A 26,588-nucleotide genomic window follows, 5' to 3' on the forward strand; every position below is an offset into this window, starting at 1 on the left:
TAGCCATCATATACTAATGAAGCTAGTCCATTTTTCTATGAACAGTTCTAAATAGAATGACATATGCTAATTCAAAATGTGTATGTCAGTAATACTGAAATGTTAGGTAATACATCTAAGGGCTGCTTAATTTTAAGCAGCTCTTGATTATGGAGGACTTTAAGGTTATTTCTTGACATTTGCTCAAAAAAGAGTATATTTATAACTCGTGATAGCGTTAAGTTTAAAGAAAAATTTACATTGTCATAGAACGTTCATAATTATCGACTATAATCATAATATGCTATTGTTCAATACAAACGAGGAAAGTAGTTGGTAAGAAAAGGGTTTTTATTACCAATTGCTTATAGAATTTTTTTAAAAGCATGTTATAATAATGTGCTAGAAGGTAGGTGCAATAATGGATAATTTATCTAAAAAAGGTCAAAGTTTATTCTTCGATAAATATATTGGCTTCTTTATGTTAGCTGTATTCTTCCTTTGGATGAAAACGTATATAACACAATTAACTCAATTTAATCTCGGGGTTGACAGCCCAATACAGCAATTTCTCTTATTTTTAAATCCTTTAGGGTCATCGTTGATCTTTCTTAGTTTAGCTTTATTTTTTAAAGGAAGACGAAAGTATATTGCGACATTAGTGATATACAGCATAATGTCATTCTTGTTATATGCGAATGTGGTATATTATCGTTCATTTACGGATTTTATTACATTACCAACATTAACAATGACACAGAACTTTGCAGATGTTAGTAAAAGTGTAACCACTCTACTACGCCCATATGATTTCTTATTCTTTATAGACATCCTTTTCTTAATTGGTCTATTAGCATTTAAATTTGTTAAGATCGAGAAGAAAGATTATGGTAAGAGACGCATGGTTGCCGTATTATCTTTAGGGTTAGCAATCTCATGTGCAAACCTAGGACTGGCTGAAGCAGATCGACCACAATTATTAACACGTGGGTTTGATAGAAACTATATTGTTAAATATCTCGGTATGTACAATTATACTATTTATGATGCAGTACAAAGTACGAAAGCATCAGCTCAAAGGGTTATGGCAGATAGCAATGATACAACCGAAGTCGTGAACTTTACGCAATCTAATTATGCTGAACCAAATCCAGAAACATTCGGTATTGGGAAGGATATGAATGTGATATATCTTCACTTGGAATCCATTCAAACTTTCTTAATGAACTATGAATTGCATGGAGAAGAAGTTACACCATTTCTCAATTCATTAATTGAAGAAGAAAACACAACTTATTTTGATAACTTCTTCCATCAAACAGCTCAAGGAAAAACAGCTGATGCAGAATTTATGCTTGAAAACTCGTTATACGGGTTACCACAAGGTTCTGCTTTTACTACAAAAGGAATGAATACATTCCATGCAGCACCAGCCATTTTAAAAGAAAAAGGCTATACGTCTGCAGTATTCCATGGAAATAATGGGACATTCTGGAACAGGAATGAGATATATAAAGGATTTGGCTATGACCGTTTTTATGATGCAAGTTATTTTGATATGAATTCAGATAACTTAACTGACTATGGATTAATGGATAAACCATTCTTTGAGCAATCAGAAGCTTATTTGGATGAATTACCACAACCTTTCTATTCGAAGTTTATTACCGTAACTCATCACTATCCGTATCCATTAGATGAAGAAGAAGCGACAATTGATAAACATACAACTGGCGATCCATCTGTGGATAATTATTTCCAAACGGCAAGATATGCGGATGAAGCACTTGAAGAGTTCTTTAATTATCTTAAAGAATCAGGACTCTATGATAATTCAATTATCGTTATGTATGGTGACCATTATGGAATTTCAAGTAGCCATAAGAAAGCAATGGAACAAGTATTAGATACAGAGTATAATGATTTTCTTGATACAAGTTTACAACGTGTGCCTTTATTCATTCGTGTCCCAGGGATGGAAGGTGGAACGAACCATGAATATGCAGGCCAAATTGATTTAAAACCAACGTTATTACATTTACTTGGTATCGATTCGAAAGAGTATATTCACTTTGGAACTGATATTTTCTCAAAAGAACATGATGATTTAATACCGTTTAGAAATGGAGATTTTGTTAGTCCAACTATTACAGCTATCGGTGGAAAATATTACGATTCAAATACAGGTGAACTAATAGAAGATGAAGAAGTTATTGCAAAAGGCGATGAGATGAATGAAAATGTTGAGCAAAAGCTCGCATATTCAGATAAAGTCGTCAATGCTGATTTACTTCGATTCTATGAACCAGAGAATTTCACTCCTGTAAATCGATCAGATTATGATTATGCTGACTTTAAAAAGTTGTTTACTGACACTGAATCAAGTACAAACTCAAACGATATGATTAGAGAATAAAAAGAGGAGCCATTAGTGCTCCTCTTTTTATTATTTCACGTTATTTTTTCAAAAACTATTGAATTTTTTAAAAATTTTAATTATTATATAATATATAAACCAATGACAGTAATTACCTTACTGCAAAAATGGTTTCCCTTTTTGAATTTTGAATATGAAAATCATTGACAATGATTCACTTGATTTTTCTTGCCGAAAAACAAGCCGTGAATTGGAGTCAGTAGAGTAAACTTTTCGGAGGAAAGTTTATTTTGCTGACTCTATTTTATTGTTGTAGAAATGGAGTGTATAAAAGATGGGGCTTGCATTAGAAGGGGTTAAGATTATCGACCTATCACGGGTGTTAGCAGGACCATTCTGTACGATGATACTTGGTGATTTAGGTGCAGAAGTCATTAAAATTGAACATCATCAGAATGGAGATGAAACAAGATTCTGGGGACCTCCTTTTGTTGAAGGTGAAAGCGCTTATTATTTATGTGCAAACAGAAATAAAGAGAGTATGACATTGAACTTAAAAGCTGAAGAAGGGAAGGAGGTTTTTCGTCAATTAGTAATAGACGCTGATATCGTAGTACAGAATTTTAAGACTGGTACATTAGATAAATGGGGACTTGGATACGAGCAGTTAAATGAATGGAACAGTAAAATTATTTTAGCTTCTATTACAGGGTTTGGTCAAAGTGGCCCATATAAAGATCTACCTGGGTATGATTACATCATTCAAGCAATGAGTGGTTTAATGAATATTACCGGAGAGGAAGCTGGCTCACCAATGAAAGTTGGTGTTGCCATTTCTGATGTGATTACAGGATTATATACTTGTATTGGAATATTAAGTGCATTACAACACCGTCAGCACACTGGAGAAGGTCAAGAGATTGATATAGCATTATTAGATTGTCAAATATCGGCTTTAGTTAATGTAGCGAGTAATTATTTGGTCGGTCAAACAGAACCTAAGCGGTTAGGTAATCGCCATCCAAATATAGCCCCATATCAAGTATTTACGGTGGCTGATGGAGAAATGGTCATTGCTGTTGGCAACGATCAACAATTTGCCCGTTTCTGTAATATTTTAGAATTAGCTGAGTTGATAAACGATAAACGGTATGCCACCAATCGTAGTCGCGTTGAAAATCGTAGTTCGCTAATACCAATTCTTCAACGAGAGTTGTTAAAAAATTCAAAACAAAATTGGAAGCGTTTATTTGATGAACATGCGATTCCGAACGGTCCAATTCATACAATTAGCGAAATGTTTAATGATCCACAAGTTCTGGCAAGAGAGATGGTGATAGAGGGCAATCATCCTCATATACCGTCGTTGAAATTAACAGGTTCTCCATTAAAGCTGTCAAAATCTCCGGTCAAAGTAAGACATCATCCGCCGCTTTATGGGGAACAGACAGCCGAAATATTACAGAGAGTGGGATATACCAGAGCTGAAATAAAAGAAATGAAAAAAAATCAAGTGATATAGGAGGAATTATGATGATGAATTTCGAATTAACAGAAGAACAAGAAAGTGTAAAAAAATTAGTGAGACGGTTCGTTGACAATGAAATTATGCCAAATATTCAAGAGTGGGATCGTAAACAACATTTTGAACCTCGTATTTTAGAAAGGCTGTCAGAACTTCAATTAATGGGTGTATGTATTCCTGAGCAATACGGCGGGGCGGGGATGGATTATAACACCCTAGCAATTGTATGTGAGGAATTAGAAAGAGGGGATACAGCATATAGAACAGCAGTGTCTGTTCATACTGGATTAAATAGTATGACCTTATTGCAATGGGGAACTGAAGAACAAAAGCAAAAATATTTAGTTCCTCAAGCAAAAGGTGTAAAAATAGGTGCTTTTGGTCTTACTGAACCGAATGCTGGATCAGATGTAGCAACAATGAATTCGACAGCGAAAAAAGATGGTGATTATTATATTTTAAACGGATCAAAGACTTGGATTTCACTTTGTGATGTTGCTGATCACTTTCTTGTATTTGCTAAAACAGATCATGATGCAGCTCATAAAGGTATCACAGCTTTTATCGTTGAGAGAACATTTGCAGGAGTAGAAACAAAGGCCATTAAAGGAAAGTTAGGTATACGAGCGGGTAATACTGGAGAAGTGTTCTTATCTGATGTAAAAGTACCAGTAGCCAACCGTTTAGGTGAGGAAGGGGAAGGCTTCAAAATCGCCATGTCAGCTTTAGATAATGGTCGATTCACAGTAGCTGCTGGTGCAGTAGGCTTAATCGCTGCTAGTTTAGAAGCAAGTGTGAAATATTGTCATGAAAGAAAAACATTTGGTAAAGAGATAGGAAAGCATCAACTTGTTCAACAAATGATTGCTAAGATGACTGCTAACCTAGAAATTTCACGCCTACTTGTTTTCAAAGCTGGATCGCTGAAAAATGCTGGTAAGAGAAATACAAAAGAAACGTCCTTAGCCAAATGGATTGCGTGTGATGCTGCGTTTGAGGCGGCAAATGATGCGGTACAAGTCCATGGTGCTTATGGTTATTCAGATGAATACCCCGTAGAAAGATACTTGAGAAATTCAAAAGCTCCGGTTATTTACGAAGGAACGAGAGAAATTCATACCGTTATGCAAGGTGAATATGCACTAGGCTATCGTGAAGATAAGCCATTGCGTAACCCACTGCCATCTTGGCCCTTTGAAGAAGAAGAGGTGGCAATTCAACAAAGATAAGGAGAGCAACTATCATGAATACATTTTTTCTAGCAGGACACGCTAAGCTTCCTCAAGGAATGGCGGCAAGGAACCTATATGATTCTATTACAATTACATTAGAATTGGATCAAAAGTATGGTGTAATCATTGATGCATCATGCACGTTAGCAACAGAGCATGGAAGAGAATTTATTCGCCAGTTATTAAGAGGATATAGTTTAAATGATGGTTTGGAACCTTTGATACAGAGAGTAAAAGATCATTATAAAGGCAAAGCGGGTCAAGCGATATTAGCTGCTTTAAAAGATGTGCACACACAATATGAAATGGTTTTATCTATGAAATAAGGAGGGGGGCTGCTTTCATGCAGACCCCTTTTTCCTATCATCGTGTAAAAAAGGAGAAGAGTGATATGGATACCATTCGTTTTAAGATCGGAGACAGTGCAGCCATAGCAAGAAAATTTACAGAAGAAGAAATTTTGAGCTGTCAGCAACTAACAAATGATTATAGCCCTGTTTACCAATTACACAATAAGAAATGGGATGAACCTTTTCATAAAGCAATCGTACCCGCATTGTTAATTGAAGGACTGATCCATCAAGTAGTTAGTGAAAAATTACCAGGTTGTCCATGTGTGCTCCTTCAAAAAGAACTGTTATTTTATGACCCTGTCTACCGTGACGAAATTATTACAGCTAAGTTAGATTTGCTAGACTGTCATAACGAACGTCATTGGTTGACGATGAAGGTATCATGCATAAACGAAGATAATCATGAAGTCATTAGAGGTCAGCTCGTGGTACAATTACTCGGGCCTAGAGGTTGAATAAGATGAAGGATATTACATTGATGGAACAATCTCATCAAAATCCTATATTAATCGTAACTGAGCACGGAAGAATGGTTACTGCTAACCCTATATTTACCCAACGGTTTGCGATTACAATACAAGAATTGAAAGGTCAGTTGATAGAAGTTAGTAATTTTCCTTATCTGATTGGCAAACTTCACTGTCTAACGATCTTATCGGTTCTCTGTATCGTCAAAGTTAATAAAGAAAATGGTCATTATCGTTTAACTATTTTTTTAAAAGCAGATGAAATTTCTCTCCCTGTTTTAAAACAGTTTCTTTCTTTATTACAAGAAAAAGAGCAATATACACCTAAGACACATACAGCTAATTATGAATTTGCGCATATTATCGGTGAAAGTCAAAAGTTATTAGAAGTGAAAGAACTAGCTGCTCGTATAGCTGTTAGTTCATCCACAGTTTTAATTACCGGTGAAAGTGGTACTGGTAAAGAATTATTCGCTCAAGCGATTCATCATGCCAGTCCAAGGAGAAAAGGCCCTTTTATTGCAGTCAATTGTGCGGCCATTCCATCAGAATTATTTGAATCTGAAGTATTTGGTTATGAAGAAGGCGCATTTAGTGGAGCGAAAAAAACAGGCAAGCCAGGAAAAATTGAGCTAGCACAGAATGGCACATTGTTCCTTGACGAAATTTCTGAATTGCCTAAAGCTGCACAAGGAAAGCTATTGAGGGTATTGCAGGAGAGGGAAGTTGAGAGGCTTGGTTCCATAGGAAAAAAGCGAGTGGATATTCGGATAATAGCCGCCACGAATAGAGATCTATTTGAGCTCGTCTCGGCAGGGGAATTCAGACAAGATCTATATTATCGTTTATTCGTATTTGATCTGCCTATCCCCCCATTAAGAGACAGAAAAGAAGATATATTACCGCTTGTTCACTATTTTTTAGATAAATATAATCAACAACTAAATAAAAACGTAAATCAGATTCATCCACATTTGCTAAAATGCTTAATGGAGCATGAATGGCCTGGTAATATAAGAGAATTAAAAGCTGTGGTAGAAAGAGGGGTAACACTTTCTTTAGGAGAAGAGTTAGGCGACAATGCTATGGTGAAAAGAATAGCGACTCAGACTAGTCAAACCCAGTGTTTACCAAGCAATAATACTTCAAAAACCTTAGAAGAGATCGTGAAAGAAACAGAAAAAAAAGCTATTGTTGAGGCTTTAGAAAAATCGGATGGAGATAAAACGATGGCTGCTGTAAAATTAAATATTCATTTAGCTAGTTTATATAGAAAAATGGCTAAATATCAAATCAAAACCTAAGTAAGTAGAAAACGTAAGCAGATTTTGGCAGAGAGCCAATTTGTTTACGTTTTTTTTTTTGTTGATAACACTCGTTCATCTACTGTATAATGACTCACTTTTGCAAATATATTTCGCAAAAGTGAGATAAATTCGCAATAGTAAGAAGAATGAAACTGAATAAACAGCTTCAAACAAATAAACTAATTTGGCATGGTTCTTGCTTAATAGTAACTGAGAGGAGGATGGATGATGTTACAATTTTCATTTACTGAAGAGCAAGAGGACTTTCGAAAAATTTTAAGACAATATTCTAAAGAGGTATTATTACCTCAATATACAAAGTGGGACAGAGAAAAAAAGACGCCGAGACATTTATGGGAGGAGCTAGGGGAGTTAGGTGTAACAGGTCTGCGTATTCCAGAAAAATATGGTGGAAGCGCGGCAGATTGTATCACGACAGGTATTGCTGCTGAAGAAATAGGCAAAGGTGATTTTAATTTAACTTATTCAGTAATGTTAAATGCTTTAATAGGAGAAATTCTCTCCATTCATGCAAATAATGCTATTAAATCAGAGTGGCTTCCGAAAATTGCACAGGGAAAATCGATTGTTGGGATTGCAATTACTGAGCCACAAGCAGGTACCGATGCAGGGGGAATACAATCAACAGCTATTAGAAAAGGCGATCATTTCATTCTAAATGGTGAGAAATCGGGGATTAGTGTGGCAACAGTGGCGGATGCATTTATTCTTTTTGCTAAAACCGACCCAACTGCCGGAAATAGAGGAATATCCGCTTTTCTTGTACCTAGTGATTTACCAGGAGTAGACTGCAGAGGTTATGAAGATATGGGAAATATCCCAATAGGTAGAGGCTCCGTTTATTTAACTGATGTCATGATTCCTGAGCAATACTTGATTGGTAATCTAAATGAAGGCTTCTCTCAAGTGATGAATGGCTTTGATTTAAGCCGGCTTTTAATAGGACTTCAATGTATAGGTACAGCCACACAAAGTTTGGATGAAACAATAGAACATGTGAAAACAAGACATTCTTTCGGCAAACCATTAGCTGTGAATCAAGCAGTCTCTTTTCCGATAGTACACCATTATACTCAACTGGAGCTCGTTAAATGGCAAGCTTATCGAGGACTGTGGTTGCGTGATGAAGGTTTACAACATACGAAGGAAGCAGCATCTGTTAAGTGGCTTGCACCTAAATATAGTAGTGAAGCGATTCATGAATGCCTCCTTTTAAATGGGCACTATGCTTATACAAAAGAAATGCCATTTGAACAACGATTAAGAGATGTCATTGGATTAGAGATTGGTGATGGAACAGCCCAAGCAAACCAAATGGTAATCGCCAAACACCTTATAGGGAAAGAATTCCGATCTTATCAAAAAATATAAATTCAAATCAGAAGAAAAGGAGAATCACTAATGGAATTAATAGATACGATACTAGAAAAGAAAAATGGCGTAGCGAAAATAACTATTAACCGACCAGAAGTTTATAATGCCTTTCGAGCACAAACGATTAAAGAATTAATTTGGTGTTTTCGTGAAGCTTGGGATGATAACACTGTTGGTGTGGTGATTTTAACAGGGACAGGAGAAAAAGCATTCTGTACAGGTGGCGATCAAAAACAAAAAGATGGAGAAAGTGGTTATGATGGTAAAGGTGGTCTAGGAAATGGAATTGGCCTTGAAATAGAGAATCTCCATCAAACGATAAGAAACATCCCTAAGCCAGTTATTGCTGCTGTTAATGGCTATGCAATCGGTGGGGGCCACGTATTACATGTAGTTTGTGATTTAACAATTGCTGCTGCTACCGCAAAGTTTGGGCAATCAGGGCCAAAGGTTGGGAGCTTTGATGCAGGATATGGATCTGCCTATTTAGCAAGAATCGTTGGTGAGAAGAGAGCAAGAGAAATTTGGTACTTATGTGAACAATATAGCGCTGATGAATGTAAAGAAATGGGACTAGTGAATAAAGTTGTACCATTACATGAATTACAGCAGGCGTCAGAAGACTGGGCACATAAAATACTGCAAAAAAGTCCAACAGCAATTAAAATGTTGAAACTGTCCTTCAATGCAGATAGTGCAAATATCCAAGGGATTACGCAGTTGTCAATGGCAAATTTAGCATTATTCTATCAATCTAATGAATCAGCGGAAGGAAAAAATGCTTTCCTAGAAAAACGCCCAGTAGATTTTTCTACGTTTAGAAGTTAAATGAAAGATGAAGGAGTGTTTATTGTGGAACAATTAGATGGATTAACATCATATTCTTCACAATGGCTCAATAAAACGATGATTGATTACTTAGATGAAGCAATCACGCGTACACCAAATAAAACAGCGATTATCGATAGTAAAAGTCGATACACATACAAAATGTTAGGTTCAATGGTCGATCGCGTCGCACTAGGTTTATTGGACTTAGGTATAAAAAAAGGCGATGTCATTTCTATTCAGCTTCCGAATTGGAATGAGTTTGTTATTCTACATTATGCTGCTTCAAAAATTGGGGCGATTACGAACCCTCTTGTACCTATTTACCGAGAAAGAGAACTTACTTATATGGTTAAAGAGGCAGGGGCTAAATTATTAATTATTCCAGATTGTTTTAGAGGCCATGATTATATTGAAATGGTAGGAAAATGTCTAAACGAATGGCCGGAACTTGAGAATATTGTTGTTGTAGGAAATTCGTTACCAATACCGGAAAAAATGAAATCGTTTGCATCAATAGTCACTTCTATAGACATACTTCAAAAGCGTAGAGATGAGCTAAATATAGAAATAGATCCTAATGAAGTGACTGAGATTATCTTTACATCAGGTACAACAGGTCTTCCTAAAGGTGTCATGCATACTCATAATACTTTATGTATTACTTCCCATTATTGGATTGATCATTTGCAATTAACGAATGAAGATGTGTTATTTATGGCTTCAACTTTTGCCCATCAAACTGGGTTTGCATACGGCGTAAGGTTACCAACACAATATGGTGGTACAGCCGTCTACCAAGATACTTGGAATCCAGATTCATTCTTAAAGCTTATAGAAACAGAGAAAGTGACTTTTACGGCTGGAGCTACACCTTTTTTAAAAGACACAATCGCAGCGGCTAAAAAAAGCACAGCAGATATTAGTAGTTTGAAGTATTTTATTGCTTTAGGCGCCCCTATTCCGAGAAACTTAGTCAAGCAAGCAGAAAAGGTTGTATCATTCAAAATATTGGCCGGTTGGGGGCAAACAGAAAATGGGTTAGTTACTTTAACAAAGAGAACTGATTCCATTCAAAAATTGACGGAAACAGATGGTGTTGCTTTCACTGGCATGGAAGTAAAGGTTGTCAATCAAGAAGGGGAGACTTGCCAGGCGGGAGAAGAAGGTAATATTTATTGCCGTGGACCGGCTTTATTTCGCGGTTATTATAAACAAATAGAGAAAACGCAGTCTGAATTCGATCGAGATTGGTTTATTACTGGTGATAGAGGCGTGTTGGATGAGGATGGTTATTTAAGAATTACTGGTAGAAACAAAGATATTATTATTCGAGGTGGGGAAAATATCCCCGTATCTTATATTGAAAATGTCCTATATGAGTATGAGTTGATCAATGATGTGCAGGTTGTGGCAATGCCAGATGAACGATTGCAAGAAAAAGCATGCGCATTTATTCAATTGAAACAAGGGGCTACTACGCTTACTTTAGCTATGTTACAACAGTTTTTACTGGAAAAAGGGGTAGCGAAACAATATTGGCCCGAACATTTTGTCCTTCTAGAGGAATTTCCACGAACAGCAAGTGGGAAAATCCAGAAGTTTAAATTAAGAGAATCGTTACTAAAGAATTGAATGTAACTTAAGTAAAAAGGAGTGTTTGAATAATGAGTAAAATTGCCTATATTACCGGTGGCGGTAGGGGGATGGGAAGAGCAATTTGTTTAGCTGTTGCAAATAATTATCAAGTGGTTGCCAGTGATATCAATATAAATAATGCGAAAGAAACTATTGAACTTGTGAAAGAAATAGGTGGAGAGGGGTTTGCTGTACATTGTGATGTTACGAGTTTAGAAAGTGTAGAACGATCAGTAAAGGAAGTGCAGCAGAAGTATGGGAGTATTGATTTACTTGTAAATAATGCGGGATGGGATAAAATTGAACCATTTTTACAAAGTGAACCCGATACTTGGAGAAAGGTAATAGACATTAATTTAATGGGTCAAGTACACACATGTAAAATGATCCTGCCATTAATGATAGAAAATGGGAAAGGAAAGGTAGTCAACATTGCTTCAGATTCTGGGAGAGTAGGTTCAAGTGGAGAAGGAGTTTACTCTGCTGCTAAAGGTGGTGTAATTGCATTTACAAAGACGATTGCAAGAGAAATGGCCAGATATCAGATTAATGTGAACTGCATTGCGCCAGGTCCAGCCGATACGCCACTTTTCCAGGAGATAGGATCTTATAATAAAGGGATTGCTGCTGCACTAGAGAAAGCCATTCCATTCCGAAAATTAGCCCAACCAGAGGATATTGCTGGTGCAGTCGCTTTTTTTGCTTCGAAGGAAGCGGATTATATTACCGGGCAAACACTTTCTGTTAATGGCGGTTTAACAATGTGTTAAACAAGATAAAAAAAGGATAACCTTTTTCCTAAGTTCTTAAGGATAGAAAATAAGTATAAGAGCATGCAAACAAGCCGAAACCTTATTCGGCTTGTTTGTGTTTGTGCTTGAATAGGCAGTAATATATTGTTACTCTTCTATATCATAAGAATGTTTCTCGTCAATGGTTCCATCTTTTTTATATATTACAAGATGTGTTTTTTTATTTTGAGCGATTTCCTTTGCTCTTTTGACTGCTTCTGCCTTCGTAGGAAGGATCTCAGATGGTTTTTTTCCATGATCAGTTGTAATTGCCCAACCATCATCGTGTGGTAGTACATGTTGTCCTTCTTGAACTCGTTTACTCTTTTCTTTATCCCCTTTTCCTTCGGGTTGTAACTCACTGTCAGTTGCTTGAATCATTTGGTTTCGTTCTTTCGTTGTTGCATCGCTATACCATTTTTTACTTTGTTCAATGGCAATTGGAATAGCACGACTTTCATTATAGCCATCACGAATAAGACTGTTAGCTATTTCAATGGCTTTTTTCTTCATCGCTGTTTCTAAGTTTTTGAATGAATCTGGATAATCTGTCGTATGCCAGGGCATGTTCTCCACCTCCTAGTTTATTATTAAATTCATACCCTAGTTTGATAAAGATTACTCATAAAAAAAGTAAGAGTAGTACATAACAATAGTGAAATGTCTAAAAATTTAGAATAATGATTGACAAATGATGGGTATCTATTTAAAATTAAAACAATGTTTTGTTATAGAAACATAATGAAGAGGAGGAGTAAAATGCCTACCATAAGAGTAAGTAAAGAAATGAAGATTCATTACAGAGTGAAAGGTGAGGGAAAGCCGCTTATTATTTTACACGGGTTAGGTAATAATTCTCAGTCGTGGACAAAACAATTGGATGATTTATCAAAAGACTTTCAAGTATTCGTTTGGGATGCACCAGGTTATGGTCAAAGTAGTGATCCGGAGGAAGAGTTTACAAGTTTCCGGCAATTTGCTGATATACTAAAGCAATTTGTCGATGCCCTAGAATTACAAAAATTTTACTTACTTGGTCATTCAATGGGCTCTGCTATTGCTATAGATTTTACCTATCGATTCAAAGATCGAGTTGAATTACTTATTATTGCTGATCCAACACGAGGGGCTGCTGGGAATAGTGAAGAAGAGAACAGGAAAAAGTTAACTAGAAGAGTTTATAATGTGACAAATCTAACAGGAGAAGAACTAGCAAAACAAAGAGTAAGAGAATTGTTAGCGCCAGAGGCAAATCTGGAGGTTGTGAAAGAAGCAGAAAGAATTATGGCGCAAGTTCGACCGAAAGGATATATTTCGGTTGCTAACTCATTATATTCCTTGGATCACACGGACATTTATGGGAGCATAACAACGCCAACTTTAATATTATGTGGTGAATTTGATAAGGCAACTCCTGTTGAAGAGGCAAAAATATTTCATCATGCGATTGCCGAATCACAGTTGGTGATCATTCCTAATACAGGCCATCTTTGCTATCAAGAGGACCCAGCATCTTTTAATGAAGCCGTTCGGACATTTCTGCAAAATCCTGTAAATATATAAATGAAAATGATTCTTAATATCTTTTTGATCGATTTTTTGTTAAAATAGTAATATAGCATTTACTGGGAAAGTGGGGTGATGGAGTGGCTAACGGTGAAAAAGAGAGATATAATGCCAATTCATTAGTCAGAGGATTAGAAATTTTGAAATTATTCAACGGTGGACGTCCAACGATGTCTCTAGCTGAAATTGCGAAGGAACTAAATGTAAGTCGTACAGTACCATACCGTTTACTTTATACATTGCAAACGTTAGGTTACTTACATCAAGATGAACATACAAAGCGCTATAGCTTAACACCAAAAGTGCTTGAGCTTGGGTTTGCTTATTTGAATAGTTTAAACTTACCTGAAATCATTCAGCCTTATTTGGATACACTCCGTGATACAACTGGAGCGTCATGTCATTTATCGATATTAGATGATTATGAAGTCGTATACATAGGTAGTGCACCTGTTCGCGGGGTATCTGCCATAAATGTAAATATCGGTTTAAGATTGCCTGCACATGCAACAGCTAATGGCAAGCTTTTATTAGCTATGCAACCAGAAGGGAAGCTACGTGAGACAGTGTATGGATCTAACTTAAAACCGTATACAGAAAAAACGCAAACTGATTTACCTGGGTTCTTTGAAGAATTAGAAACAATCAGGAAAAACGGTTATGCAATTTCTTTAGGTGAATTCCATCAAGGAATTCAATCTGTAGCGGCGCCAATATATGATCGTAGTGGAAAAGTAGTAGCAGCCATTAATATTGTCGCCACTGATGTCACATATCAGAATGATTTTATCGAAAAAGTTGCTTTACCGAAAATCCTTGATATATCCAAACAATTATCCGGACTTATTGGAAATTGATTCACTAGAAGACACGAACTACTCATTAACAATTGTTGTACCCGAATCTAATTGATTCGGGTTTTTTTATTGGATTTACCTTTTTCTTTCACATGAAACTTACTTCTTTACAGTTTATCTTTCTTTAGTTATGAAAGAGTAATTGTTTTATATATATGTACAATCTTTCCCTAGTGTCGCTCTCATAGTAATAACTCTACAAATTAATCTACTAGATTAATATATTACTTCTCATCATCAACCTCTTCATTTGTCGTTCCTTAAATTGGCAGGGACTCACTTTTTATAAATAGTTCACAATAAAAAAGGTCATTAAATTAAATAGATTAAAAAAAATATATGAAATCACCTGATAAAGTGACTAAAATTTCGAATCTTTTTGGGCTTCTTTAAAATAATACGTATTCACTTTTAAAATAAGTGAAATCAGTTGGGATGTTCAATTTTCATTATAAGTATAGTGAAAATAGTTTTAATTTATAACAATCTGTATTGACAAAATTTTTTAAAAATTTTAAGATTATATAAACTTTGTTTTGTATAAAAAACAAAGTTTTAAATGGATCGAAATTTATATGGAGGTGATTTTTGTTAATTAGTGATTTTTTCCACATATGATAGGAGGGTAAAGAATGTTAACAGGAAAGAAAAGATGGTTATATATTGCTGTACCGATATTCTTCTTTTGGTTTTTTGGCCAAATTGACAAGCTTGGTATTTCTATTATTCAAACAGATGCTGATTTTCTTAGTGACTTAGGGATTGCTGGTGAAAATGCCAAGATTGGTTTCATCACTTTTATATTCACAATTGCTTATGCGGTTTCAAACCTATTTTGGGGTGTAATTATTGATAAACTAGGTGCCAGAAAAACAGCAATGTTAGGTTTGGTTGTTTGGACCATTACGATGATTACCGCTGGCTTGTCGACTACATATGAGATGTTTATCTTGTCAAGAATCGTTCTTGGGTTTGGTGAGGGAATGATGATTCCTGTATGTGGAAAATTCATTGCTAACTGGTTCCATTATAAAGAATTAGGAAAAGCACAAGCATCATGGTTATCTGGTAACTATTTAGGGCCGGCTGTTGGTGCATTAATGCTAACCGCTATCATTGCTAGTCTCCATTGGCAAGCTGCATTTTTCCTACTCGCTGCTTTTAATTTATTGCTTGTACTGCCACTTTTTTATTTTCTTACAAGAGATATACCAGAAGAGCATAAAGGGATTACACATGAGGAGCTTGCCTATATACGTGAGAAAAACCCGATTGATAAAAAAGATGGATCGAAAAATTTTGCTCAAGACTATAGGTACTGGATTGTATGGTTTGGAATGCTGATGTCTTCTTTCTTATTTTTTGGTATTAGTATATGGTTACCTACTTATTTAATCGAAGCGAAGAGTTTTTCTAGGGAAGCAATGAGTAGTATTACCTCCTTATCTTGGTTATTTGCCTTAGGATTTGTCCTTATTTGTGGTTACTTATCAGATAAGACAAACCGCCCAAGCCTGATGGCGACCATTTTATTTGCATTAACAACAATCTTTTTATGTGGTGGCATTATGTCGCCTAACGCGATAGTTGCAGGTATTTGCATGGGATTAGCTATGGGTACACAAGGTGGCGTCTTCCATCTAAGTAATTTATTTATTGTGAAATTCTCTACACCTGAAACCGCTGGTAGAGCAGCAGGTATGATGGGGTTTACTAATATTATGGGTGGTTTCGCCAGTTATATTATGGGATATTTACGAGATTTATCAAACGGAGACTTTGGGACATCAATCATTGTGTTAATTTTTGCCTCCACTTTAGGTTTTGTTGCTTATTTATTTACTCTTAAGCGGGAATCAACTGAGTTAAGGGTTGTTCATAATAACCAGTCAATAGTAGGTTAATCGTTTCATTCCAACTATTTATCTTTTTAAAATTTTCTCAAAATTTGTTGACTTTTTTGTTAACAGATTTTAAAATTGATTTATAGGAGAAACAGTGTTTCTAATATAAAACATAAAGGAGTGTTTTTGAAAATGGCATTTGATGTTAAAGAATTTGAAAAGAAGCATGTAGCAAGATTACAGGATCGTTCATTAGATTGGAATGTTCTTAAATTCCAAGAAGAAATTGACCCAAGATTTAAAAGAGCACAAATGAGATATATTGGTCGTGGAGCCACTGCAAATGCTGATTCTAATGTTATTGCAGCTGAGCACTTTACATTAAGCACAATGGTATTACCTGCAGGTTGTATTGGACCATTGCATTTACATGATGATGTTGAAGAAGTTTTCTTCATTATTAAAGGAAGTGTAAAAGCGTTGATTCAAGAAGTAGATAGTGATGAGGTTCATGAAATTCGTTTAAACGAGCGTGATTGTATCAGTTCCCCACCTGGCGTATATCGTGGGATTCATAATGATGGTGACGAAGAAGCATTAATGTTGGTTATGCTTGGTGCAGTTAAACCGAATTTGCCAACTTACGTTAAAGGGAGCGAATTAGAAGAACTTCGTCTTCAAAGAGCGAAAGAAAGAGAAGCAATTATTGCAGATAAATAATTAAGTGAGGTAAGGAAGACCAATCTCATATGGTCTATCCTTACCGATTTTTATTAACATTCTATATTCACCAATAATTTGTAACGAGCGAAACATTTACCACGAACTTTCGCTTTATTTATAGAGGAGGTTTCAAGATGATTGGTATTACCCATTTAAGACATATCAGTCTTATTACTCCGAACATTGAAGAACAAGCAGCCTTTTATGAAAAAGTTTGGGGATTAGACAAAACGGCTGAGGATGAACAAACGGTTTATTTCAGAGGAGCAGGACCTGAGAATCATATTCTTAGCTTGCACAGTGGAGATAGAAGTGCTCTTCATCATATCGCATTTGGCATGGTGGATAAGCATGCAGTTGACCGTGCTGCAGAATATTTACAAGAAAAAGGCGTACCGATTGTGCAAGCACCGGGCTATTTAGATGAGGAAGGTAAAGGTTATGGTCTCCGCTTTGCTGATCCAGAAAATCGTGTAATTGAATTATCGACGTGGGTTGAAATTCATACATCTATTTGGAATCAAAAAAATGTAGATCCAGTCAAACTTAATCATGTAGTAATGAATACCGCTGATTTACAAATGATTACAGAATTTTATACAGATATTCTTGGCTTTAAAGTGACAGACTGGAGTGAAGATAAAATGGTGTTCTTACGTTGTAATCGAAAACATCACTCCATTGCTTTTAATCAAGAGGGTCATGCATCTGTCAATCATATTGCTTACGAAGTTGATACAGTAGATGAGGTCATGCGTGGCATTGCTAATGTGCGGAAAGCTGGATTGAATGAACTATGGGGACCAGGTAGACACGGACCAGGAGATAATATCTTTTGCTATTTCAAAGACCCAGGTAATTTTGTTATGGAATACACTTGTTATCTTGAAACGATTGAGGATGAAGCAGAATGGAAAGCAAGAGTATGGAAACGTGTACCACACTTAATGGATCAATGGGGGATTGCTGGGCCACCATCCAAAGAAGCACGTGCAGCAATGGGGGGAAAACCAGATCCAGGCTGGGCAAAATTACAATCTTTGATTTAATGGCTGACTTAAGAAAGGAAGAGTGTAATGGATTTAGGATTAAATAATAAAGTAGCAATTATTATGGGGGGGACTTCAGGTGTTGGATTGAAAACGGCTGAGATGTTCCTAGCTGAAGGTGCTAAAGTTGCTATTTGTGGTAGAGATGAAACAAGAAAAAATACGGCAGAGAAATATTTAAATGATTTAGCATCTGCTAATAGCATTTTTGCCGAAACATGTGATGTAACGAATAAAGAAGATGTACAGCGTTTTGTCAAAGGTGTGGCAGAAAAATTTTCAGGTATTGATATTTTAGTCAATGCAGCAGGGCAAAGTGTAATGGGACATTTCTTTGATGTTACTGATGATCAATGGGAACAACAAATTCAATTAAAGTATTTTGCTATCATCCACGCTGTAAAAGCTGTTCATCCCTACTTAGTTAAGCGTGGCGGCGGCCGAATAATAAATATAAATGCTACGCTCGCGAAAGAACCAGAAAGGCATATGATTGCAACAGCTGCGACAAGAGCAGGATTACTTAATTTAAGTAAAACATTATCGCAAGAACTGGCGAGTGATAATATTCTTGTGAATTCTGTAAGTCTTGGCTTAATTAGAACGGATCAATGGGAGAGAAGAAGGAAGAAAAATGCACCCGATATGGATCCAGAAAGTTATTATGCAGACTTAGCGAAGAAAAGAAATATACCACTTGGTCGTGTTGGAGAAGCAGAAGAAGTAGCTAGTGTGATTTTATTTTTAGCATCCAAACATGCAAGCTATGTCGCTGGCTCAACTATTGAAACAGCAGGTGCATTAGGAAAGGCGTTATAAATACACAAAAAAGGTAGGAAGATACTATGACAGAAACAAAGCAAATGGAGACAGCAGGTGTAACAGATAACTCGGAGATGAACTTTACGGTTGCTGATGCGATTGTTCAAGAGCTTGTTAAAGCGGGCGTTACGACAGCATTTGGAATTGTAAGTATACATAATATGCCGATTTATGATGCCATTTTACGAGAAGGAAGCATCCATCTTGTATGTGCACGTGGTGAAAGTGGCGCGGTAAATATGGCCGATGGCTACGCACGTGTTACAGGAGAGTTAGGTGTTGTCATTACAAGTACAGGAACAGGCGCAGGTAATGCAGCAGGCGCACTTGTTGAGGCTTGGGCAGCAGGTGTACCACTTCTGCATCTAACTGGTGAAGTAGCATCCCCCTATTTAGGTACTGGCCGTGGCTATATTCATGAATGTAAAGATCAATTATCAATGTTAGAAGGATGTTCTAAACAAGCGATGCGCTTAAGAGTGCCACATCAAGCAAAAGCAGTGGTAAGGCAGGCTGTTGTAACTGCTCAAACTGCGCCGGCTGGTCCTGTTTCGTTAGAAATCCCCATTGATTATCAATCTGCGATTATTCCTGACCTGCATTTACAAGACTGGTCGGTAAAAACTCCGGAAGTTAACTCAAATACATATATTCCTGAAGATATTCTCTCATTGGTTGCTAAAGCGAAACGTCCTGTGATTTGGGCTGGTGGAGGTGTCATTTCAGCAAATGCATCCCAAGAGTTAACAAGATTGGCTAATCAGCTAGGAGCTGCTGTTATTACGAGCCAATCCGGAAAAGGAAGCATCCCTGAAGATCATCCTCAATGTATTGGTCATTTTGCTGCCTATCCAGACACGAAAGAAATGCTCAAGAATGCGGATTTGTTAATTAGTGTCGGTGTGAGATTTAGAGGAAATGAAACGTCAAATTGGAAGGTTGAAGTGCCGAATAATCATATTGCAATTGATGCCGATTGGCAAGGAATAAATCGAAATTACCCTTGTAGTTATGGACTTGTTGGAGACGCGAAGGATATTTTAAATCACTTTGTCACGCAATTACAGACAAAAGATGTTCAAGATAAACCATCGTATAAGGCTGAAGTAAAGCAACTACGAGAAAAATTACGAGCTAATTTACGAGCAACTTTAGGTCCATATGAACAAATAATGGACGAAATGAGAGCAGCATTACCGAAAGATACAGTGCTCGTACGAGATGTGACAGTACAAGCTAATGTATGGGGCAGCAGATTGTTCGAGATTCTTGAACCGAGAACATCTATTCATGCTTCCGGTGGTGGAATAGGTCAAGGGTTACCGACAGCGATTGGTGCTCAAATGGCTGCAAAGGATCGCAAAGTGGTTTTAATGGCTGGTGATGGGGGCTTTATGGTGAATGTTGGTGAAATGCCGACTGCTGCCGAGGAGGCTCTCCCACTTATTGTTATCTTATTTGATGATGGTGGTTATGGCGTTCTTCGTAATATCCAACAAAATGCATACGGTCGTCAAGTAGCTGTTGATCTACTAAGTCCTGATTTTGTGCAATTGGGAGAGTCTATGGGATTTGATGCGGTACGAATTCATTCAAGTGATGAATTTGCCGTAGAAATAAATAAAGCGGCAAAAAGTGTTAATCCGACAATCATCGTTGTAGATATGGAAGCTGTAGGGCCAATGGCTAAACCTTTTGAGGGACCTCCTGGTGCTGCTGATGCGTTTAAACCGAAGAAGTTATAAGTAAACATCTGAGTAAAGGAGGAAGCATAATGATTTCAACATATCCTAAAGTTTCAGGAAAATTTTTAATTGATGGTAAATGGTTGGAAGCGGAAAATAAAAAAGAAGTCATTAATCCAGCAAATACGCAAGAAGTAGTTGGAGAAGTTGCCCTTTGTACAAAGGAGCATGTAGATAAAGCGATAACATCAGCAGTGACGGCATTCGAATCTTGGTCTCAATCAGATATTCACGAACGCGCAGAAAAAATGAAGGTAGCAGCAGGAGCGATTGAAAAAATCGTTGAAGAGAATGTGAATTTACTCGTAAGGGAAAATGGTAAAATATTAGTTGAAGCAAAGAAAGATTTACTTCGATGTGTCGACATTATGAAAGAAGCGTCCGATGAATTATTAACTTGGTGGCAACCAGAGTCATTAGATGGAAAACAAAAAGTGCAAATTCGTAGAAGGCCGAGAGGGGTAACTGCGGTAATCTCTCCATGGAATTCACCGATGATTTTAACATTTAAGCGTGTTATTCCTGCTATCTTAACAGGTAATACAGTCATCGTTAAACCAGCTACAAGTTGTCCGCTAACAATTATGACATTTCTAGAAAAAGTCGCTTCATACTTTCCAAATGGTGTATTGAATGTTGTAACAGGGTCAGGTTCAGTAATAGGAGATGCACTTTGCAAAGATTCTAGTGTACGAACAGTTGCCTTTGTTGGTAGTACGGAAACGGGTAAAGAAATTATGAAAGCGTCAGCTAGCAATGTGAAAAACATCTTCATGGAATTAGGCGGGAATGATGCAGCCATCATCTTGGAAGATGCGAAACTCGATGATGAATTAATAACTAAGTTAAGATTTGGTATCTTACGAGCAGCTGGTCAAGTATGCTCAGCAGTTAAAAGGGTATATGTGCATGAATCTCGTTATGAAGAGCTTGTGGAAAAATTAAGGAAAAAGTTCCAATATATTCGGATTGGTAGTGGGATTCAACCAGATGTAGAGATGGGACCGTTAAATAATCAATCACAATATGAATATGTGAAAGGGTTAATTTCGAGAGCGAAAGATGGAGGGGCAGAAGTCCTTACAGGTGGAATCAAAATTGATCCAGAAGGTTGGAATGATGGATACTTTATTGAACCTACTATTATTACTGGTGTTAATCAAAATAGCGAAATTGTTCAAGCGGAACAATTTGGACCAGTAATTCCGATTCTCTCATTTAAGACAAATGAAGAAGCATTAAAGCTTGCAAACGATAGCCATTTTGGTTTACGTGCGTCTGTTTGGACAGAAAATGAAAAGAAAGCGATTGCGTTTGCTGATCAATTAGAAGCCGGTGCTGTATTTATCAATAACCATACTGTATTCCAGGACCTTCATTTAGATTTTCCTGGTTTAAAAGAAAGTGGTATTTCACGCGAAACGAGACACTGTAGCTTGGAATTTTTTGCAGACACTTATGGATTCGCGAATTAGAAAGTAGGGTTAAAAAATGAAGCTGGGATTAATAGGTGGAGGAAATATCGGAAAATTTTTGCTACAATCTATCAATAGCGATAAATTGGTAGATGGCGCACAATTCGTTGGATTGTATACAAGAAATCAAGAGAAAGCAAATGAGCTGGCTGAAGAGTATGATTTGCGAAGCTACCAATCAATCGATGAACTGATTGCTTCAGATATAGATGTGATAGTTGAAGCAGCTACTGTAGACGTTGTTCGAGCTCATGCCACATCGGTTCTCACACATGGTAAAGATCTTGTTGTGAGCAGTGTTGGCGCATTTTCTGATAACGACTATTTTCTCCAATTAGAAACGATTTGTAAAGAACAAGGGACAACGATTCATTTACCTTCAGGTGCAGTAGGAGGCTTGGATATATTAAAAGCTGCTAAGGCTATTGGTGCTTTACAAGAAGTATCGTTAACAACAACGAAGCCACCGCATGCCTTAAACGGTGTTACTCTCGAGAATAAAACAGTCTTATTTGAAGGTAATGCCTATGAAGCGATTAAACAGTTTCCTAAGAATATTAACGTATCAATTATTCTATCATTAGCTGGACTTGGTTCAAAAGAGACAAAAGTGAAGATTATTGCTGATCCAAAAGCAACGAAAAATAGTCATGAGATTACAGCTAAAGGGGCGTTTGGAAAAGTGAAACTAGTGGTTGAAAATGATCCGATGCCAAACAACCCAAAGACAAGTTACTTAGCAGCTTTAAGTGTTCTCTCAACATTGAAACATAAGGATCAATCTATCAAAGTGGGGTAAGAATTAGTACAATAATCTTTGTGACATCGATGAATCAATTGGTAAGAAGGGGGATTATTATGATTAAAACGGCAAAAGACATAGAGGATATGACAAAATCGGAATTATTGGAACATTTGAATGATACGGTCAAACCGGAAGTAGGAGAAATACCTGCCTACGTGTTGGCCGATCCCAAAGTTTATGATCTTGAACATAAAAAAGTCTTTATGAAAACATGGATATTTATTGGTCATGAATCAGAAATACCTAATAAAAATGATTATATGCTGAGAGATTTAGCCGGATATTCAATTATTGTATCTAGAAATGCAGATAGCAGCATCAAGGCATTTTACAATATGTGTACGCATCGTGGTATGAAGTTGTGTCGTGCAGACAAAGGGAATAAATCTGCTTTTGTTTGTCCATATCATGGATTTAACTTTAAAAACAATGGTGATTTAATTGGTGTTCCACTACAAAAAAACATCTATGGTGAAGAGCTAGATAAATCTACTATGGGTTTAACAGAAGTACGAATTGAATCCTATAAAGGATTGTTATTTGGTACTTGGAATGATGAGGCAGAATCATTAGATGATTTTTTAGGAGATTTTAAATGGTATCTTGATATATTAGTAGGTCGAGCTGAAATGGAAGTTCTCGGTGCTCCGCAACGTTTCGTGATTCATTCGAATTGGAAGATTGGTGCTGATAATTTTGTTGGTGACTCCTATCATACAATGGTGACACATGGTTCAATTGCTAAATTAGGAATGGTACCCTCTGCAACGTATTCCAAAATGGGTTATCAAATTCATAGTGAAAATGGCCATGGACTAAATCTTGGTACACCAAATCCTGATTTTGCTTTTCCAGAAGAATTAATAGAAGAATATAAATCGAATTTATCGTCAGAACAGTTTGAAGTATTAAGTAACTTGAAGAATATGATCGGGAACATCTTTCCACATCTATCTTTCTTAATTTCTCATACGAAAGTAAAAGGGCAATTGATTTCCAATACCACTGTTAGGTTATGGCGACCAATCGATCACGACAAAATGGAAGTGATTGCTTGGTTTTTAGTAGAAAAAAATGCACCTGAAGATTGGAAGAGACGTTCACGTGAATCCTTTGTCCTTACATTCAGCCCATCAGGCATTTTTGAACAAGACGATACGGAAGTATTTACTGACATTACTGCCGCAGCAAAAGGCCCTATGCCAGTAATGAAAAATTTAACTTATAACTACACAATGGGACTGCATAGAAAACCAGTAGACTTTATCGGTCCTGGAGTTGCTTATGATGATAAATTCTCTGAAGCGAACCAAAGAAATTTTTATAAATACTGGTTGGAGCTAATGAATAGCTAAATTTTCTTGAAGGAAGGAGATAGATGAAATGAGTATGGAAAAAATGCTTGCAAATTATGAATTTGAACAATGGCTATATAAAGAAGCACAATTATTGGATGATATCGATTTTGATGGCTGGTTCAGTTTGATGCATCAAGATTTGAAGTATCAGATGCCAGTCCGTATAAATAAGGAAGGAACAGAGCGACCTGATTATACGACAGATATGTTTTGTTTTGATGATGATATTGACTTGCTAAAACTCAGAGTGGATCGTTTAAAAACAGATTATGCTTGGGCGGAAATTCCACCTTCTCGAACTCGACGTTTTGTCAGTAATGTAAAACTGGAAGATTATAAAGAGGAAGAATTTGCGTCAGTGAATAGTTATTTACTTCTTTATAGAAGTAGAAGTACAGATATCCATCACGATATTATTTCAGGAGAGCGTCGTGATGAATTCAAGTTCGAGAACGGCAAATGGAAGCTATCGAAACGGGTATTTATCGTGGATCAAACAACAATTAATACTCGAAATCTAGCAATCTTTATTTAATTTATTCACAAGGAAGAGAGGAGGACAACTAGGATGGCAGAGTTTAGTGGTCGCTCGCTTTATGTAACTGGTGGGGCATCAGGTATTGGGAGAGCTGTGGTGGATTCATTTCTGAATGAAGGAGCAAATGTGACGATTCTTGATCGCTCAAAAGACGGATTAGCTGCTATCAAGGCACAATATGGTGAGCAGGTGATTTGTATAGAAGGAGATGTCACTATTTTTGAAGACCACGAAAAAGCGGTATATCAAGCGGTTGAAAAATTTGGGGGACTAGATGTCTTTATTGCTAATGCAGGGGTATTCGATGGATTTGCAAAATTCGAAAATGTGACTGCTGAAGCAATGAATGATGCTTATGATTTATTAATGAACATTAATGTTAAAGGATATTTCAACGGTGCGAAAGCTTCCCTTCACGAATTGCAAAAGACAAAAGGTAATATCATTTTCACCGTTTCAGGTGCAGGATTTTACCCTGATGGTGGTGGAGTATGGTACACCGCTAGTAAACATGCGCAAATTGGTTTAATGAGACAATTAGCTTTTGAGGTTGCACCAGACGTAAGAGTGAATGCAGTTGCCCCTGGTGGGACATTAACAGCACTTAATGTCATCCCACCTTTAAAACCATTTGTGAAAGAAATCGACAATGATACGAAAGCGAAAAGCATAAAAACGAGAAATCCATTACGAATCGCAATGAATGCTGATGATCATGTTGGTCCATATTTATTATTAGCTTCGAGTAAATCACGCGCCATTACTGGCGAAGTCATTTCGAGTGATGGCGGCCTAGCCATCAGAGGTCTTAGTTAAGAAAGGAGATAAATGATTATGGCATCGAATACGAAAATACAGCCACTTCTTGGTAGTACAGAGGTCAATCAATTAGCATTTGTTGTCAATGATATTGAAAAAGCCTCGGCTGATTTTTCAAAACTGTTAGGTATACCTAATCCTGGCTGGTTCCTAACAGGTGATGAGGAAGTCTCTAAAGTAATATATAAAGGAAAGTCGACCGCTTCACAAAGTAAACTAGCATTCCTAAATACACCGACTGTTCAATTTGAACTCATAGAACCTAATATGGAGCCGGGAACAATGCGCGAATTTCTCAATGAAACAGGAGAAGGAATCCATCATATTGCCGTTGATGTTGATAAGATTCAAAATCATTTGCCGAACCTAGAAAAAAATGGTTATCCGCTTCTTCAATCAGGTGAGTTTACATCAAGTGATGGAAGGTACATTTATGTTGATACAGCGAATGAAACGAAAACTTTGATTGAATTATTAGAAAGTGCAGAACCTAGGGATACTACATACAAAGCGGGAGAAGAAAAGCCACTTTTAGGTACAAATGTTGTGGAACAACTTGCCATTGTGGTAAAAGATTTAGATAGAGCAGCAGATAAGTTTTGCCAATTACTAGGTGTGAAAAAAACAGCAGTGATTCAATCAGGTCATAGTGACATAACAAAAGTTGTTTTTAACGGTGAAGCAACGGATGCGGATAGTCGCTATATGTTCATTCGAACACCATTATTAGAAATTGAGTTAATTGAGCCTGGAAAAGCGCCAAGCACATGGAAGACACATTTAGAATCATATGGAGAAGGTGTTCACCATATATCCTTTGTAGTAAAAGATATGGATGAAAAGATTACACTTTTAGAAGAAATGGGCTATCCAGTTATTCAAAGAGGTAATTTTTATAACGGAAATGGCAGATATGCTTATATGGACACAACTTCAACTTTTAAAGTCATCATTGAGTTGTTAGAAAAATATTAAACTATATTGGGAAGCGCTTTGTAAATGAAGAGGTATACAAGGTTGCTTCTCTCAATTTTTTAAGTAAATACTTATCAGGTGATTTCATGACAAAAGTTGATGTCTTTATTATCTGAATTT

24 protein-coding genes are annotated in these 26,588 nt (G+C 36.7%); 23 read left to right on the forward strand and 1 reads right to left on the reverse strand.

What is annotated here, in order from left to right:
• Window positions 1-400: 400 nt before the first annotated feature.
• From MKX67_RS10725 to MKX67_RS10770, 10 genes are all read left to right on the forward strand, one after another.
• Window positions 401-2,395, forward strand: coding sequence for an LTA synthase family protein (locus MKX67_RS10725; RefSeq protein ID WP_095373470.1), 1,995 nt, complete (start codon window positions 401-403; stop codon window positions 2,393-2,395).
• Window positions 2,396-2,690: 295 nt separating this feature from the next.
• Window positions 2,691-3,878: a CaiB/BaiF CoA-transferase family protein gene (locus MKX67_RS10730; RefSeq protein ID WP_322909256.1), complete on the forward strand. Its 1,188-nt coding sequence runs from the start codon at window positions 2,691-2,693 to the stop codon at window positions 3,876-3,878.
• Window positions 3,879-3,892: 14 nt separating this feature from the next.
• Window positions 3,893-5,110 carry an acyl-CoA dehydrogenase family protein gene (locus MKX67_RS10735; RefSeq protein ID WP_322909673.1) on the forward strand — a complete coding sequence of 406 codons (1,218 nt, stop codon included), beginning with the start codon at window positions 3,893-3,895 and terminating at the stop codon, window positions 5,108-5,110.
• A 14-nt stretch (window positions 5,111-5,124) separates the two neighbouring features.
• Window positions 5,125-5,439 carry a DUF3870 domain-containing protein gene (locus MKX67_RS10740; protein WP_095373468.1) on the forward strand — a complete coding sequence of 105 codons (315 nt, stop codon included), beginning with the start codon at window positions 5,125-5,127 and terminating at the stop codon, window positions 5,437-5,439.
• A gap of 17 nt (window positions 5,440-5,456) precedes the next feature.
• Window positions 5,457-5,921: a hypothetical protein gene (locus MKX67_RS10745; RefSeq protein ID WP_095373467.1), complete on the forward strand. Its 465-nt coding sequence runs from the start codon at window positions 5,457-5,459 to the stop codon at window positions 5,919-5,921.
• Window positions 5,922-5,926: 5 nt separating this feature from the next.
• Window positions 5,927-7,237 (forward strand): sigma 54-interacting transcriptional regulator, encoded by a 1,311-nt coding sequence (locus tag MKX67_RS10750; RefSeq protein WP_095373466.1) that lies wholly within the window; start codon window positions 5,927-5,929, stop codon window positions 7,235-7,237.
• A 231-nt stretch (window positions 7,238-7,468) separates the two neighbouring features.
• Window positions 7,469-8,632: an acyl-CoA dehydrogenase family protein gene (locus MKX67_RS10755; protein WP_322909257.1), complete on the forward strand. Its 1,164-nt coding sequence runs from the start codon at window positions 7,469-7,471 to the stop codon at window positions 8,630-8,632.
• A gap of 30 nt (window positions 8,633-8,662) precedes the next feature.
• Window positions 8,663-9,463: a 1,4-dihydroxy-2-naphthoyl-CoA synthase gene (gene menB / locus MKX67_RS10760; protein WP_322909258.1), complete on the forward strand. Its 801-nt coding sequence runs from the start codon at window positions 8,663-8,665 to the stop codon at window positions 9,461-9,463.
• A gap of 24 nt (window positions 9,464-9,487) precedes the next feature.
• Window positions 9,488-11,098, forward strand: coding sequence for an AMP-binding protein (locus MKX67_RS10765; RefSeq protein ID WP_233435261.1), 1,611 nt, complete (start codon window positions 9,488-9,490; stop codon window positions 11,096-11,098).
• Window positions 11,099-11,130: 32 nt separating this feature from the next.
• Window positions 11,131-11,871: an SDR family oxidoreductase gene (locus tag MKX67_RS10770; protein ID WP_095373462.1), complete on the forward strand. Its 741-nt coding sequence runs from the start codon at window positions 11,131-11,133 to the stop codon at window positions 11,869-11,871.
• Between the two features lie 129 nt (window positions 11,872-12,000).
• On the opposite strand, the gene MKX67_RS10775 is transcribed toward MKX67_RS10770, so the two are convergent.
• Complete coding sequence (locus MKX67_RS10775; RefSeq protein WP_095373461.1) at window positions 12,001-12,459, reverse strand: DUF2188 domain-containing protein; 459 nt, start codon at window positions 12,457-12,459, stop codon at window positions 12,001-12,003.
• 192 nt (window positions 12,460-12,651) lie between these two features.
• On the opposite strand from MKX67_RS10775, the gene MKX67_RS10780 reads away from it, so the two are divergent.
• The 13 genes from MKX67_RS10780 to MKX67_RS10840 all read left to right on the forward strand — a co-directional run bounded on the left by MKX67_RS10780 (window position 12,652) and on the right by MKX67_RS10840 (window position 26,468).
• Complete coding sequence (locus MKX67_RS10780) at window positions 12,652-13,455, forward strand: alpha/beta hydrolase (protein ID WP_322909259.1); 804 nt, start codon at window positions 12,652-12,654, stop codon at window positions 13,453-13,455.
• Between the two features lie 83 nt (window positions 13,456-13,538).
• Entirely contained in the window at window positions 13,539-14,315 is a 777-nt protein-coding gene (locus MKX67_RS10785; RefSeq protein WP_095373459.1) for an IclR family transcriptional regulator, read from the forward strand.
• Window positions 14,316-14,947: 632 nt separating this feature from the next.
• Window positions 14,948-16,219 carry an MFS transporter gene (locus MKX67_RS10790; protein WP_095373458.1) on the forward strand — a complete coding sequence of 424 codons (1,272 nt, stop codon included), beginning with the start codon at window positions 14,948-14,950 and terminating at the stop codon, window positions 16,217-16,219.
• Between the two features lie 132 nt (window positions 16,220-16,351).
• Complete coding sequence (locus tag MKX67_RS10795) at window positions 16,352-16,879, forward strand: cupin domain-containing protein (protein WP_095373457.1); 528 nt, start codon at window positions 16,352-16,354, stop codon at window positions 16,877-16,879.
• Between the two features lie 137 nt (window positions 16,880-17,016).
• Window positions 17,017-17,931 carry a VOC family protein gene (locus tag MKX67_RS10800; protein ID WP_307314255.1) on the forward strand — a complete coding sequence of 305 codons (915 nt, stop codon included), beginning with the start codon at window positions 17,017-17,019 and terminating at the stop codon, window positions 17,929-17,931.
• Between the two features lie 27 nt (window positions 17,932-17,958).
• Window positions 17,959-18,750 carry an SDR family oxidoreductase gene (locus MKX67_RS10805; RefSeq protein ID WP_322909260.1) on the forward strand — a complete coding sequence of 264 codons (792 nt, stop codon included), beginning with the start codon at window positions 17,959-17,961 and terminating at the stop codon, window positions 18,748-18,750.
• 26 nt (window positions 18,751-18,776) lie between these two features.
• The gene (locus MKX67_RS10810) at window positions 18,777-20,498 is read left to right on the forward strand and encodes a thiamine pyrophosphate-binding protein (RefSeq protein ID WP_095373454.1); all 1,722 of its coding nucleotides are present in this window, start codon (window positions 18,777-18,779) and stop codon (window positions 20,496-20,498) included.
• Between the two features lie 29 nt (window positions 20,499-20,527).
• Window positions 20,528-21,973: an aldehyde dehydrogenase family protein gene (locus MKX67_RS10815; RefSeq protein ID WP_322909261.1), complete on the forward strand. Its 1,446-nt coding sequence runs from the start codon at window positions 20,528-20,530 to the stop codon at window positions 21,971-21,973.
• Between the two features lie 16 nt (window positions 21,974-21,989).
• Window positions 21,990-22,772, forward strand: a complete 783-nt coding sequence (locus tag MKX67_RS10820; RefSeq protein WP_095373452.1) for an aspartate dehydrogenase — start codon at window positions 21,990-21,992, stop codon at window positions 22,770-22,772.
• A gap of 59 nt (window positions 22,773-22,831) precedes the next feature.
• Entirely contained in the window at window positions 22,832-24,133 is a 1,302-nt protein-coding gene (locus MKX67_RS10825; protein ID WP_095373451.1) for an aromatic ring-hydroxylating dioxygenase subunit alpha, read from the forward strand.
• 28 nt (window positions 24,134-24,161) lie between these two features.
• Window positions 24,162-24,671, forward strand: coding sequence for an aromatic-ring-hydroxylating dioxygenase subunit beta (locus MKX67_RS10830; protein ID WP_095373450.1), 510 nt, complete (start codon window positions 24,162-24,164; stop codon window positions 24,669-24,671).
• 33 nt (window positions 24,672-24,704) lie between these two features.
• Window positions 24,705-25,490: an SDR family NAD(P)-dependent oxidoreductase gene (locus MKX67_RS10835; protein WP_095373449.1), complete on the forward strand. Its 786-nt coding sequence runs from the start codon at window positions 24,705-24,707 to the stop codon at window positions 25,488-25,490.
• An 18-nt stretch (window positions 25,491-25,508) separates the two neighbouring features.
• On the forward strand, window positions 25,509-26,468 hold the full coding sequence (locus MKX67_RS10840; protein ID WP_342489222.1) for a VOC family protein: 960 nt from the start codon (window positions 25,509-25,511) through the stop codon (window positions 26,466-26,468).
• The last annotated feature ends 120 nt before the right edge of the window (window positions 26,469-26,588 follow it).

It is taken from the genome of Cytobacillus sp. FSL W7-1323 (genome assembly GCF_038595015.1).
Lineage (GTDB): Bacteria > Bacillota > Bacilli > Bacillales > Cytobacillaceae > Cytobacillus > Cytobacillus kochii.